Raw genomic sequence first — 13,474 nt, forward strand, 5'->3', positions numbered from 1 at the left:
GTGAGCGCGATGCGAACCGCATCACGCTTGAACTCCTCGCTGTGTGTCGCTGCCATATCCTGTCTCCTTTGAAGAGAGCATCGCTCTCAGAAGACCGGAACGGAACAGGTGCAGGTCCACGCCATTTCTCCGGCTTCAGCTTCTCGACGTGGCGCTTCCACCTGAGGGGTGAGAGCATCCGGTCGGCCACGAACGTGGGCTGGATCCGCGATCTGACGGTCGGACGCGTGATGCGGCGTCCGTCCGGCACGTTGTCGACCAGCGCCACGATCGCCGCGGCACGGCGGCGCTTCCCGCTTGGGGCGACCAGGGCGGTCCCTCTGCTTGACGAGCGGACGGCCTATGGGGGCATGTGCCACCTGACTGACCTGCATTCGGACGAGCATCATCCGAAGGAACGGGTCGGAAGCCTCGCGCGCTACAAGTCCGCTTGGCTGCGCCCAGAACAGACTGCGCGCGACGCGATGAAGCATTTGCCCGCAGCGAGGCAGACACACTGGCCGTCGTCGGCGCCGACATGAGCCTCCTCGGGACGCTCAGTGAACATTACTGCCTGCGGCGATATGCCGAGGAGACCAACAAGCGCCTCTATCCTGTGCGCCACTGATGGACCTTCTTCTCCAAGCCTCCTGATCGCCGCGCGCGACTGACGCTGCCGATATGCACCCTGAGGTGTCTGCCGAGCCCCGTGTTGTCGATCCCACGGAATAGTTCTCCCGCGACCCGCTGCCTTCGGCGCGGGTCCATCGGCATCTTGATTCTGGTCTGCGATTGACCCGTCCGGAGGAAGCGGCCAACCAACGCCAAGGCCTTCAGCTTCGTGCTTAGCCCTGCCTTCGTTCGCCCAATGCAAAGGCCGAGCCTGTCCCGGGTTCCGCCCGCCGATGACGGCAATATCTGGCCCATGTGGACCCACATTCCCCGAAGGGCAGTGGCAATTTGTTGGAGAGATCACTCATTTGCCGTGTTCAGTTCCATCGGACATCATTCGGAGCGGATTCGAATGAACGAGGCGATAGGCTTCAAAATGTTGAAACCGCCGCGACCTGCCACAGACAGGACTAACGGGCCAACGATGATCTCGGCGATAACGACGCGTAGTTCGGATGGGGGAGGCAACAATAGGGGCTGCGCGACACCAGGTGCTCGTCCAGCACAACGATCGCGTAGTCCAACGCGCACCTAGGCTGCCTACAACCCAGACCCGCAGAAGTTGAAGCGTCGCGAAGGCGGCCAGTCACCCAAGATGGGCCGGATTGGGCCACCCAAGAACGGCGATCGTAGTAGCCAGGACTCGTGCAGCAGCACGACAAGGGAACAATGGCCGGCACCGCGTTCCACAGCACCGCGGGCCAGCAGGCGGCTAGTGTTGTACCGCGCCAACACCAGTTCGGCACCGTGTTGCAGCAGCAAAAAGGCAATGAAAACCAGCGCGGGAAAGGAAGCGAAGTCATGGAATGTTGATTGGCAGGACCAATAGGGTAAAACCCGGGCCGAGCGCCATGATCAGAAGCGTTCCCGAAGCGCCCTCCCCCAGGACCTGCTCCAGCGCGAAGAGGACGGCCGGAGCCGACATGTTGCCGTTCTTTGCCAGCACCTACGTTCGACGTCCAGGTGCGCCGGGCGCCAGCGAGGGGGGTTCAGCATGGTATTCAATTTGGCCTGTCGGGGTGGCAGGCGTGGCGATCGACGTGGTGATCCGGCATCAGCACGTCCGATCCGCGGCTCGGCTCCGTCTCTGCAAAGGGTGACAGGCGGGAACAAAGCCCGGCCCGGCAGGTTGAACTGGCTTCCCACACACAGGAGAATGACATGAGCGAGGATCGGACAAAGGGTCAGGCGAAGGACGTCATCGGGTCGGCCAAGGAGACCATCGGCAAGGCAATCGGCGACAAGGAGACCGAACGCAGCGGCCGGGCTGATCAGGCCGAAGGAAAGGTCCAGAAGGGCGTTGGCAAGATCAAGGACGCGCTGCGCGACGACGACGGGAAATAGATTTCACAACGGCGGCACTCGACCTCCGCCAGCGCAGGTGCCGCCGTTGCGGATCGCCGGGGAACATCCAGAAGGTGACTTGGACGCTTGCTCCCTCTGTCTCAGTGGACAGCGACTGCAGTGGATATGTCAGGTACTGCAGCCGCAGCTCACAGGGCGCAAACAGCCATCAGGCACCGGCGCTTCCGCCAGAGCATGTCGCGCGTCGTTTCTGATGCGATGCAGCAGATGAACGCAAAAGCTGGCTTCATGCGAAAGGAGCACCGGGCCTATCACCGACCTAATCGTGGCGGCGCAGGTGTGTGCCTGGTTTTCTGCATGTCTTGAAGACCCTGAGACTGGTTTTAAGACCATGATCGTCAGCGCCGCCGGTCGTCAAGCGCTTTTAGGCAGAGTTCGCGGCTTCTCGATCTGGCGGATGACTGCGTCGCCAAGGATCGCCGTGGCGGCGCTGCGGCACATGGAGATATTGCTGCCATCTTCAACCGTCACGGCCGCAACCTGTCCTCCACGCATGTGAGCCACCACCTTGCAGTCGCATTCGCCGGTGGCAGCACACCAATCTGCGGAAATGTCCAGCATCTTGTCGGTCCGGTCGTCAAATACAAACATCGTCACCTCTCAAGCAGGTCCGGTCACGCAAATCGCCGCGAAAAATGAGCGGCCGTGCCGGATGAAGTAATCTGAAAATTAACAAACCTTAAACTGCCATATCAGGAATGCCGATGTGTCGCCTAGACGTCATTGGAGGGCGGTTTCCGTAGATTTGTCTTCATCACCGGCCGCAACCTCCGGGCTTGCCCCTTGGTTCCCTCCTATCGTGTAATGCGGGGATATTTGTCCCGAAGGAACGCCGCCCTTGACCCAGATCGACCTGGTCCGCCGAAATACCCCTGACTTCGATCTGCGTGCCGTCCGCATCTTGGACCGCGCCCTGTCCCGGCAGCCGGCGCAGGGGCTGATGCCCGGCCTTCCCTTTGTCGAGGCGTTGGGCCGGCACGGTCTGTCCGAAGCGATCGTGCTGGCAGCCCTTCGGCCGGCGTTCTTCCTGACGGACGATGCGATCGACACGTCGGACGCGGTCGAGACCGACCCCCTGCTTCTGGACCTGGTGACACGAAACGCAGCACTGCTGATCCGCGCAGCGGCGGGGGTCGGTCGGGTCGACCTGATCCATCACGCCACGCTGCCCTATGCTGGAACGGGGTTCTTGATTGAAGACACGCTGGCCGTCACCAACCGCCACGTCGCCCTGGTCTTCGCGGAACGACTGCGGACAGGCTATGGCATGCGGCCAGGCCGCTTCGGTGCGGCGATGGAGGCGCGGCTGGATTATCACGGATTTGCCGGTCGGACCTCGCATAGCCGCGCCGAGGTCGTCGAAGTCCTCTATATCGCCCGCGACGATGAACCCGACTTCGCCTTCCTGCGGGTGGCGCCTCAGGCAGAGGCGGTGCCGCTGCAAATCATGGGCACGCCTCTGGCACGAGATCGCGCACCGGTGGCCGCCATCGGCTATCCGGCCGAGGACGGGACCCGTAACGACCCCAATCTGATGGGTCGCATCTTCCGCGGCACCTATGGCGTCAAACGACTGGCGCCGGGCTTCGTGACCGACAGCATCGACAGCGGCGTGACGCTGCTTGCGGATTACTCATCGCTTGGCGGCAACTCCGGCTCGCCGGTCGTCTCTCTCGAGGATGGGCGGGTGGTGGGCCTGCACTTTGCCGGCCGGTTCATGGACAGCAACCATGCCGTCGCCGCCGACGTGCTGGAGGCCGCCCGCCGCGAGGTGATCCGTCGCCTGCCCGGCACCGCATTGCCGGGCGAGGCGCCGACCTCGCCGGCGGTCACCTTCGACGACAGGAACGGCTATGATGCCGGCTTCCTGGGAACGGGCGACCTGCTGGTGCCGCTGCCGGGGCTTGGCGGCTGGCGCGCCGCTCCCGTCACCGGCGCCGACGATGGAGTCCTGCGATATCGCAACTTCTCGGTCATCCAGTCGGCGGACCGGCGCCTTCCGCTGGTGACGGCGGTGAACATCGACGGGGCGCAGTCGCGGATGCTCAAGCGCCGGGGCGAATGGCGCTTGGACGGGCGGCTGCACCCTGACCATCAGATCGGCAACGAGCTGTACCGCCGGAACCCGCTGGACCGCGGGCACATGGTGCGCCGGCGCGACCCCGGCTGGGGAGAACACGCCCAGCAGGCCGAGGAGGACACCTTCCACTATACCAACTGCGCGCCCCAGCACGAGGATCTGAACCAGAAGGACTGGCTCGGGCTCGAGGACGATATCCTCGGCGCTGCCGAGACGCGGGGCTTCCGGCTGTCGGTGCTGACCGGACCGGTGTTTCGCGACAGCGACCGGCGCCTTGTGCTGCAGGACGGCGCCAGGGACGTCGCCATCCCCGAGGAGTTCTGGAAGATCGCGGTGATGATCGACGCAGAGACCGGAAAGCTGTCCGCGACCGGCTATGTCCTGTCGCAGGGCCGGATGATCCGCCGCCTGGTGGAGAGCGCTTTCGTCTATGGCCGCTACAAGGCCTACCAGGTGCCTCTGGCGCTGATTGCGGCCGAGACGGGGCTGGACTTCGGCGCGCTGCCTGCGGCCGATCCGCTGGTGGATGGGCCGGCCGAGGCGGCCGGCTTGCGCGCACATCCCGTGGACGGACCCGGCAACCTGCTCCTGCGGCGGCGTCCGACATCAAGTTGATCCTTGGACGTCTTCGCCCCGTGCAACCTTTCCGCCGCCCCGCGTGACGACCCTGTCAGCCGCGGAAGTCGGCCGGGCGGATGCCGTGGCGGGACAGCTTGTCATAGAAGGTCTTGCGGGGCAGGCCCAGCATCGCCATCGCCTCGGTCGCGTTGCCGCCGGCCTCGCGCAGGGCGTCGCGGATCAACCCAGCCTCGTAGGCGGCGACAAGGTCGGGCAGCGGGGGGCGCAGCCCCTCGGTCGCGTCGTTGGCGCCGGGGGCGAGGCCCAGGACATGCGCTTCCGCCAAGCCCTGAAGCTCTCGCAGGTTGCCGGGCCAGCTGTGGGCGGCCAGACGGGCCATCAGCAGGTCGGTCAGCGGCGGGACGCTTCGCGACAGCCGGTCCGCAGCCGATTGAAGGAAGTGCCTGAACAGCGCCGGCACGTCGCCTTGGCGGGCCGACAAAGGCGGCACCTCAAGAACCGCGCGCGAGAGGCGATAGAACAGCCCCTGGTGGAGGTCTACCGAGGAAGTTGCCGCCGTCGTGGCCAGGATCTGCAGGTCCAGGGGCCGTGGCGCGGCGGCGCCGGCGGGCCAGAACTCGCCCGCTTCGACCAGCGCCAGAAGCCGGGCCTGCAGGGGCCGCGGCAGGGCGTCCAGCCCCTCGAGGCAGAGGATGCCGCGATGCGCCCGCTCGAGCAGGCCCGCCTTGCGCGGCAGCCGAGAGGCGCCCGCGGCCTCCTGCCCGGTCAGCAGCACCTCGAATGCGGAGGCATCGACCGAGGCGCAGTCGAGTGTCACCAGCGTGCGGGACCGGCGGGGTCCTTGGTGATAGATCGCGCGCGCGACCACCGATTTCCCGGCGCCCTCGGGACCGCGGATCAGGGCGTCGCTTCCGGCCTCGGCGACGCGGTGCAGCATCTCTCGCAGGTGCATGATCGCGGGGCTGTCGCCCATCAGCGGGGGATGGGCAAGCGCGGCGTCTTGCGAAGGCTGGCGAAGCCGCCGATTTTCCAGCACCAGCGCGCGCGTTGCCAGCGCCCGGCGCAAGGCGGCGATCAGGCGGTCCGCGGAGACAGGCTTCGTCAGGAAATCATAGGCCCCGTCCTGCAGGGCCGATACCGCCATCTGCACGTCGCCATGGCCGGTCAGCAGGATCACCGGCAGGTCCGGGTCCAGCGCGTTCAGCCGGCGGAACAACTGGATCCCGTCCATGCCGGGCATCCGCACGTCGGTCAGGACCACGCCCGGAAAATCGGCCTCGAGCCCCGCGAGCGCAGGCGCGGCTGCGGCGAAGTCCTCGACCTCCAGCCCGGCCAGGGTCAGCGTCTGGCGCTGCGCCGCGCGCAGGTCGTCGTCGTCATCGACCAGGCGGACACGCAGCGGCGGCGTCATGCGGCCCTCGGCAGGGTCAGGCGGAAGGCCGCGCCGCGCCCCTCGGCCGGCGGCAGGACGTCCAGCTCTCCTCCGAAGTCGCGCGCGATGTCGCGAGAGATCACCAGCCCCAGCCCAAGGCCCTGCGGCTTGTCGGTCGCGAAGGGCGTGAACAGCTGCGCGGCCATTTCAGCCGAGATACCGGGGCCGTTGTCGCTGATCGTCAGGTCGATTGCGGCGGGACCTTCGTCCAGCGCGATGCGGATGCGGGGATCCGGCCGCCCCTCTTGCGCGTCATGCGCGTTGGTCAGCAGGTTGACCAGGATCTGTTCAAGCCGCACGGCCTCGGCCCGGACGCAGAGGTTGGGGGGGATCGGGGGCAGATCGAAGGCCATGCCGCTGGCCCGGCGGCGGCTGGCCGTCAGCATCATCGACGCCTCGACCGCATCGCGCAGCGAGACCGCCTGCACCGCCCCGGTGGCCTTGCGCGAGAAGCTGCGCAATTCGCTGGTGATCTGGCCGATGCGGTCGGTCATGCCGACGATGCGGTCCAGATTCTCTCGCACCGGGGGCGCCTTGTCCTGCAGCATGCCGGCCCCGTTCTCGGCCAGCAGACGGATGGTCGCCAGCGGCTGGTTCACCTCATGCGCAAAGCCCGCCGTGACCTGCCCCAGCGTCGCCAGCTTGTTGGCCTGCACCAGGTCCGACTGCAATTGGGCCAGCCGCTGTTCCGCCGCCTGACGTTCGCGCATCTCGTCCGAAAGCGCGCTGGTGCGCGCCGCGACGGCGCGTTCCAGATCGGCGCGATAGGCCGCCTCGGCCCGCGTCCTTCGGGCGGCGCGGCGCAGGCGGGCACTGATCAGCGCGGCCGCCACCCCCGCCAGCAGCGTCGCCAGAAGCGCCGTTCCCGCCGCCAGCGCCGCCACCCGACCCGCGGCCGAGGTCGGAACCTGCACCGCCAGCCGCCAGTCCGTCCGCCGCACCGGCGCCTGCACCAAGCCCCCGTCAGGTACCGGCGGCAGCGGCTGGAAGCGCAACTGCGGCTGGCTGGAGATGATCACCTGGCCGGTTTCGTCGGTGACATAGGTACCCGCCGGATCACGCGCCCATGCCGCCTCGAGCGCGTCAAATTCGACCTTCACGACGATCACGCCCATCGTCTGCCCGTCGGCCCGCACGTCATGCGCCAGATAGAGGCCCGGCCGCCCGCTGACGGTCCCAAGCCCGTATTCCTGCCCCGTGCCGCTGGCCAAGGCTTCGCGAAAATACTCGCGAAAGCCATAGTCGTGGCCCACGAAGCTGACCGGCTGGTCCCAGTTCGAAGCCGCGATGGCGCGACCTCCGGCGTCCAGCAGATAGATCACGCTGCTCTGGGTCTCGTCGCGCAGCAGATCCAGCTTGGCCGAGACGGCGACATCGGCCAGGGCGCGGCTCCGCAGCGCCTCGACCACCTGCTGATCGACCGCCAGAACCGCCGCGACGGCGCGTTGCCGGTCCAGCAGGCTGTCCAGCGCCAGAGCCCGCGTCTGCGCCGCCACGGCGGCCGTATCCTGCAGGCGGGCCATGGCCGCCGCCTGCGTCAGCCGATAGGTCGCCGCCGGGATCAGCACCGCCAGCATCAGGCAGACCAGGACCAGCCACGGCCGCGAATCATGTCGCGACATGTCGCCCGTCACGCTTGCCATGCTGCCCGCCTCGCCCTTCCCGGTGTTTCGATTCCCACACTAGCATGGCGACGCCGTGCGGAAAACCACACATGACCGGGGGGTGTCGCTCTGACTTGAGCCATGAAATCAACGCATTGCTGCCATGCGCCCGGAATTTCGGCATCTGTCGCTTCAGGCCTATGCTGATGGTCACGAAATCGACACATGCAGGTCGGAGGAGACCAGATGCACCTGAATGCTGACACGCACCCCGATGCGCCCGCCCCAAAGCCACTTTATGCCCACCTGTATTTCCAGGTCATCGTCGCCATCGTCCTGGGCGCGCTGATCGGCCATTTCTTCCCCCAGACCGGCGAGGCGTTGAAGCCCTTGGGCGATGGCTTCATCAAGCTGGTCAAGATGATCATCGCGCCGGTGATCTTCCTGACCATCGTGACCGGCCTTGCGGGCATGGGGACGCTGCGCGGCGTCGGATCGGTGGTCGGCAAGGCCTTCGCGTACTTCCTCACCTTCTCGACCTTGGCGCTGATCGTCGGCCTGATCGTGGCGAACGTCGTGCAGCCCGGCCGCGGCATGAACATCGACCCGACCACGCTGGACGCCAGCACCGTCACGGGCTATGCGGAAAAGGCGCATGAGACCAGCCTGACGGGCTTCGTGCTGGACGTCATCCCGACGACCCTGGTCTCGGCCTTTGTCGAGGGGAACATCCTGCAGGTGCTGTTCGTGGCGATCCTGTTCGGCATCGGCATGATCCTGGTCGGCGACAAGGCCAAGCCTGTGCTGACCGTGCTCGAGGCGACCAGCTTCGCGATCTTCCGCGTTGTGGACATCCTGATGAAGGCCGCCCCCATCGGCGCCTTCGGGGCCTTCGCCTTCACCATCGGCAAATACGGCATCGGATCGATCGTGAACCTGGCCGCCCTGGTCGGCACGTTCTATCTGACCTCGGCCGTATTCGTCATCGTGATCCTGGGCACGGTCTGCATGGTCAACGGGTTCTCGATCTTCCGCCTGATCTCGTACCTCAAGGCCGAGATCCTGCTGGTGCTGGGCACCTCGTCGTCCGAATCCGCCCTACCCTCGCTGATGGAGAAGATGGAGAAGGCCGGCTGCGCCCGCCCCGTCGTGGGCCTGGTCGTGCCGACCGGCTATTCCTTCAACCTGGACGGCACCAACATCTACATGACGCTGGCTGCCCTGTTCATCGCGCAGGCCACCAACACCGACCTGTCGCTGCAACAGCAGGTCCTGCTGCTGCTGGTGGCGATGCTGTCGTCCAAGGGCGCGGCGGGCGTCACGGGTGCGGGCTTCATCACGCTGGCAGCGACGCTGTCCGTGGTGCCGACGGTGCCTGTGGCCGGCATGGCGCTGATCCTGGGCGTAGACCGCTTCATGTCGGAATGCCGGTCGATCACCAACTTCATCGGCAACGCCGTGGCGACGGTGGTGGTCAGCCGCTGGCAGGGGGCGTTGGACCGCGACCAGTTCGACGCGGCCCTGGCCGGACGCCCGCAGACCGCCGCAGCCCCGCGCCCAACCCTGGACGTCGCCCCCGCCGGCCTGCAACTGCAAGAGCGCAGCGCCGACTGACCCGGACCGGATGCCAGCTGGATCGCGCGTCGCCTCGGCAGCGCGCTTTCCTTTTTGAAGGAGTTGGCATCTCGGATTCCGTTTGGGTCCTTCCTCAACAATTCTATCTTTCCGCCGTCCTGAGGCCACCATGGCTCGCAGGAGCTGAGCCGCCGGATCAATAGAATCAACGGCGTCGGCGTTGCTATCGAGCGCAGCAATATCCAAGTCGTTGACAGCGGGGACCGCAATTCTACCACGGCCAGATCGTCCATGATGGACGCCTAATGCTGCATGGCGGAAATGGCGGGCTTGGTCGGCAGGACAGGGGCGGGCTGAAAGCGTCGTGCATCCGGCAGAGCCATGAGTGCGTCCGGCAGCATATCCAGCCTTTTGCAAGTCACGGGTCAGGCTGATGCGGCGGATGGACCGATCCCGATACTCGGACCAGTGCCCGAAACAGCGGCATTGCACGCTATCTCCAGCCGTCGTTCATGCTGAGATATGATCCCTTGGCAAGCGACGGCTGGATCCCACGATGCTTGGCTGAGGCGGTGCTGCGCAGTCCTTTCCATCGACTGGTGGGAATGCGTTTGACCTGGCCCATCTTCACGCCCGGCCACTCGGGCATAATCATGGAGGCTTAGGCCTATGCGTAAGCACGTGCTTATGTCTGACTACGAGATCATCACCGATGGCGGCCGTCGGCGCCGCTGGCCTGCTGCCGAAAAAATGCGGATCGTCGAGGAGACCCTGGAGTACGGCGGCAGCATCTCGGTCGTCGCTCGCCGGAATAACGTTGCTCCGAACCTTCTGTATCATTGGCGTTGCCTGATGCTGGATGGGGGTGCCGTGGCCGTGTCCGAAGATGACGATGTGACCAGCCATCGCGTGGTTCGCCAGATGAAGGATCGCATCCATGAGCTGGAGCGGCAGCTCGGGCGCAAGACGCTCGAGGTCGAGATCCTCAAGGAGGCTCTCGACAAGACGCGCTCAAAAAACGGACGTGGCTTGCGCAGTCGCAGCCGCAGCCGAAGGGCGATTTCCACCACATTCGCGACACAACCTTGTGCGCGAGGCGCCGGCATAGACCATTAGAAAGTTGCGAAAGAATGCGACTCCCACTCGGGACCTCGATGTCTTTGTGTCGATCATCTAGGAGGATCACTGCGAGAAGCGCAGAGACATGGTTTTTTCTAGCCCTTTAATCAAGAATATTACACAGCTGGTTCCGAACGGAACTGCCACTATCTTCGGGGGTTGAGCGCTGCCCCTGCTCAGGGCGCATCAGAGGAATATCATGACATCGCAGCGTCCTCAGCAGTCGTCGGACACATCAGAGTTCGGCGATGCTGTTCCCGAAAGTGGCACCAACATCGTTCGTGTGGCCGCATGGCTGGTCACGGGTACGGTGATCATCAGCCTGCTCTACTTCGGTCAGGATGTGCTGATCCCCCTGGCCATCGCCTTCCTGATCAGCTTCGCGCTCAATCCGCTGGTCCGCATCCTCGTACGCCGTGGCATTCCGCAGGTGGCGGCAGTGTCGATGGTCATGCTGACCGTCATCGCAATGCTGCTCGGACTGGGCCTGCTCATTACATCGCAGGTCAGCGTCCTCAGCGCAGAGCTGCCGGCCTACCAGTCGACCATCCGCTCAAAGATCGCGGCGCTCGGTCAGACGGTAGAGAGCCCCGGCCTGTTCGATGGGGTCTTCCAGACGATCGCCACCGTGCAGGAGCAGCTGGCGACCGCGCTGGAGGATGCACCCAGCAATGTGACCGAGCCGCTGGCGGTGACGGTCGTGGGCGACGGCCCCTCTCCCTTTGCGACGACGATCGAATGGCTCGTACCCGCGCTTGCGCCACTGGCAACGCTTGGCATCGTCGTCGTTTTCGTCTTCCTGGTGCTTCTGGACCGTGGAGATCTTCGCGACCGGCTGATCCGGCTGCTGGGCGGCAACCTGCACCGGTCAACCGACGCGTTGGAAGAGGCGGGCAAGCGCATCTCGAGATACCTGCTGATGCAGTTGATCGTGAACGTGACCTATGGCATTCCCATGGCGCTCGGCCTCTGGGCCATCGGCGTGCCGGGTTGGGTTCTGTGGGGTACCTTGGCCGCGATCATGCGGTTCATTCCCTACGTCGGACCGCTGCTGTCAGCCGTCTTTCCGCTGGCCCTCGCCTTTGCGGTCGATCCCGGCTGGCAGATGGTGCTGATGGCACTGGCTCTGATCCTGTTCCTGGAACTGGTCAGCAACAACATCGTGGAGCCGTTTCTCTACGGGACCTCGACCGGGTTGTCGGCACTGTCGTTGATCGCGGCGGCAACCTTCTGGACCGCCCTCTGGGGACCGCTTGGCCTGATCCTGTCCACGCCGCTGACGGTTTGCCTACTGGTCCTGGGCCGCAACCTGCCTCAGATGGCGTTCTTCGAGACGCTGCTTGGCTCGACCCCGGCCCTGGATCTTCCGACGCGCATCTATCAGCGACTGATCGCCAGCGATCCCGAGGAGGCCTATGAGATTGCCTCAGAGGCGATCAGCGCCAGCAGCGTGACCGCGTTCTACGACGATATCGGGCTCGAGGTCCTGCGCCAGGCCAGTGAGGATTATCACGCTCATGCCCGCGTGGAGCATCGCTTGCGTGTAGTTGATGGCATGGACCGCCTTCTGGAAGAGTTGCGCGAGGACCACCCTGCCCCTGAGGCCAGCCACGCCTCTACGATCTGTATCGGCGGTAAGTGGCAGGTCGATGCCATTGCGGCCGAGATGCTGGTCCACGCGCTGGCGCTTGCAGGCGTCCCCGCAGAACTGCGGGCGACTGGCGTCGTTACAGCACACTACGTCGACGGGCTGGAGCTGGAGGGCGTCGACACAGTTTGTATCGGCTATTTCAGCCGGGATCCTGACACGGCGATACGTGGCTTCGTGCGTCGTCTCCGCCGGCGCTGGCCCGGCTTGCGGATCACTCTGGCGCTGTGGAACGCACCTGATGGCGCAGAGTTTGCCGATCGGGCCGAAGCTCTCGGCGTTGATCAGATCGTGCTGTCGATGGACGAAGCCGTGCGCCGCATGTCGCTGATGCAGCCCGAGCAGATGGCTGCAGCAAGCCTGCCCGCATCCTCCGAAAGCGAGAATGCGCGACTGGAAGCACTGGCCCGCACCAACATTCTGGACGGCCATGCGCGCGAGGATCTGGATGAGTTGGCCGCGCGCGCGGCGGATGTGTTCGACGTCACCTTCGCCTTTATTTCCGCCCTCGACGCCGAAGCCGAATACATCTTGGGACAGAGTATGGACCTGCCAGGACAGCGGACTGCAAGTCAGCCGAGCATGACCTACATGCCACGCGCTGAGTCGCTGTGCAGTCATGTCGTCGCATCCAACGACCCGGTGGTCGTGCCGGACACGGAACGCGACCCGCGCTTCTCTGACAATCCCTCGGTGCGGCAGTGGCAGGCACGCTTTTACGCCAGCGTCCCGCTTCGCACCTTGGAGGGGCACATCCTGGGCGCGCTCTCCATCGTGGATCGTTCGCCGCGACAAATCGAAGATGCGGAACTGGACCTGCTCGACAAGATCGCAGCCGACGTCGTCGCCGTCATGACGAAAGAAAACGCGGTGGTCCCCGAACCCCGGCGCGAGGAGCCTGCCGCGCCTCGCAGCATTCTGGGGCAGCGCGTTCCCGATTGATTGTCTGGAGACATGATCGGAAAACGACATCCATTCGCTGAACGGAAGGACCGGACCTGTCTTTTCGTGCGAACACAGGCTTTTCACGAGCAATCGCGCCAAGGTGTTTCCTCCGTCATGAAGATGATCCGGAGCGGGCGCCCCGTGCTTTTTCTTGGGCTGTTAATCGGGCAGCAACGTCTCGACGGCGCTTAGTTCCCCGAGCCGATCCTACCCATCCCCGCGGCGCCGGCGGCAGGAAGCCACCGGATCTGCTAGCCCCCCGGAGAGGCAGCACCGGTGATTTCTGCCTGGGCGCTATTTGGTGGTCTCGCTTCGGAGAGAGCTCTTCAAGCTGCTGTTAAACCTTTTTACCAGCTCCTGACCCTTCTGTATCTCCGTTCTGCTAAACTGGCCCCGTCACCGGCCCCGGCCAGGGCCGATGGCGGGGTGGTGCGCGACGTCTGACCCTTGTGGCATGACCACGCGTCTTAGCCTGT

At 65.1% G+C, this 13,474-nt stretch carries 9 protein-coding genes and 1 pseudogene; 7 read left to right on the top strand and 3 right to left on the bottom strand.

Going from position 1 to position 13,474, the window contains the following annotated elements:
- From OC184_RS17890 to OC184_RS17900, 3 genes are all read left to right on the top strand, one after another.
- The coding region (locus tag OC184_RS17890; RefSeq protein ID WP_265508514.1) for a CBS domain-containing protein at positions 1-521 on the top strand (521 nt) is incomplete at its 5' end.
- A 775-nt stretch (positions 522-1,296) separates the two neighbouring features.
- On the top strand, positions 1,297-1,464 hold the full coding sequence (locus tag OC184_RS17895; protein ID WP_265508515.1) for a hypothetical protein: 168 nt from the start codon (positions 1,297-1,299) through the stop codon (positions 1,462-1,464).
- Positions 1,465-1,812: 348 nt separating this feature from the next.
- Complete coding sequence (locus OC184_RS17900; RefSeq protein ID WP_265508516.1) at positions 1,813-1,995, top strand: CsbD family protein; 183 nt, start codon at positions 1,813-1,815, stop codon at positions 1,993-1,995.
- A gap of 375 nt (positions 1,996-2,370) precedes the next feature.
- Here OC184_RS17900 and OC184_RS17905 read toward each other — a convergent pair whose 3' ends face one another.
- Positions 2,371-2,607 carry a hypothetical protein gene (locus OC184_RS17905; protein WP_265508517.1) on the bottom strand — a complete coding sequence of 79 codons (237 nt, stop codon included), beginning with the start codon at positions 2,605-2,607 and terminating at the stop codon, positions 2,371-2,373.
- Positions 2,608-2,854: 247 nt separating this feature from the next.
- Between OC184_RS17905 and OC184_RS17910 the strand changes: the two genes are divergently transcribed.
- Complete coding sequence (locus OC184_RS17910) at positions 2,855-4,711, top strand: DNA/RNA non-specific endonuclease (RefSeq protein WP_265508518.1); 1,857 nt, start codon at positions 2,855-2,857, stop codon at positions 4,709-4,711.
- Between the two features lie 55 nt (positions 4,712-4,766).
- Here OC184_RS17910 and OC184_RS17915 read toward each other — a convergent pair whose 3' ends face one another.
- Both OC184_RS17915 and OC184_RS17920 read right to left on the bottom strand, forming a co-directional pair.
- A complete protein-coding gene (locus OC184_RS17915; protein ID WP_265508519.1) occupies positions 4,767-6,086 on the bottom strand; it encodes a sigma-54-dependent transcriptional regulator in 1,320 nt (439 codons plus the stop codon).
- On the bottom strand, positions 6,083-7,750 hold the full coding sequence (locus OC184_RS17920) for a sensor histidine kinase (protein WP_265508520.1): 1,668 nt from the start codon (positions 7,748-7,750) through the stop codon (positions 6,083-6,085). Before OC184_RS17920 ends, OC184_RS17915 begins: the two co-directional genes overlap by 4 nt.
- A gap of 207 nt (positions 7,751-7,957) precedes the next feature.
- On the opposite strand from OC184_RS17920, the gene OC184_RS17925 reads away from it, so the two are divergent.
- From OC184_RS17925 to OC184_RS17935, 3 genes and pseudogenes are all read left to right on the top strand, one after another.
- A complete protein-coding gene (locus OC184_RS17925) occupies positions 7,958-9,325 on the top strand; it encodes a dicarboxylate/amino acid:cation symporter (RefSeq protein ID WP_265508521.1) in 1,368 nt (455 codons plus the stop codon).
- A gap of 630 nt (positions 9,326-9,955) precedes the next feature.
- Positions 9,956-10,352, top strand: a pseudogene (locus tag OC184_RS17930) (transposase); the annotation flags it as partial.
- 252 nt (positions 10,353-10,604) lie between these two features.
- The gene (locus tag OC184_RS17935) at positions 10,605-12,995 is read left to right on the top strand and encodes an AI-2E family transporter (protein ID WP_265508522.1); all 2,391 of its coding nucleotides are present in this window, start codon (positions 10,605-10,607) and stop codon (positions 12,993-12,995) included.
- Positions 12,996-13,474: the final 479 nt, after the last annotated feature.

It is taken from the genome of Paracoccus rhizosphaerae (assembly GCF_026162645.1).
Lineage (GTDB): Bacteria > Pseudomonadota > Alphaproteobacteria > Rhodobacterales > Rhodobacteraceae > Paracoccus > Paracoccus rhizosphaerae.

What these genes read in the sequence shown, in the direction of transcription:
- OC184_RS17900 (WP_265508516.1), top strand. Translation starts at nt 1,813, where the DNA reads ATGAGCGAGGATCGGACAAAGGGTCAGGCGAAGGACGTCATCGGGTCG.
- OC184_RS17905 (WP_265508517.1), bottom strand. Translation starts at nt 2,607, where the DNA reads ATGTTTGTATTTGACGACCGGACCGACAAGATGCTGGACATTTCCGCA.
- OC184_RS17915 (WP_265508519.1), bottom strand. Translation starts at nt 6,086, where the DNA reads ATGACGCCGCCGCTGCGTGTCCGCCTGGTCGATGACGACGACGACCTG.
- OC184_RS17920 (WP_265508520.1), bottom strand. Translation starts at nt 7,750, where the DNA reads ATGGCAAGCGTGACGGGCGACATGTCGCGACATGATTCGCGGCCGTGG.
- OC184_RS17925 (WP_265508521.1), top strand. Translation starts at nt 7,958, where the DNA reads ATGCACCTGAATGCTGACACGCACCCCGATGCGCCCGCCCCAAAGCCA.
- OC184_RS17935 (WP_265508522.1), top strand. Translation starts at nt 10,605, where the DNA reads ATGACATCGCAGCGTCCTCAGCAGTCGTCGGACACATCAGAGTTCGGC.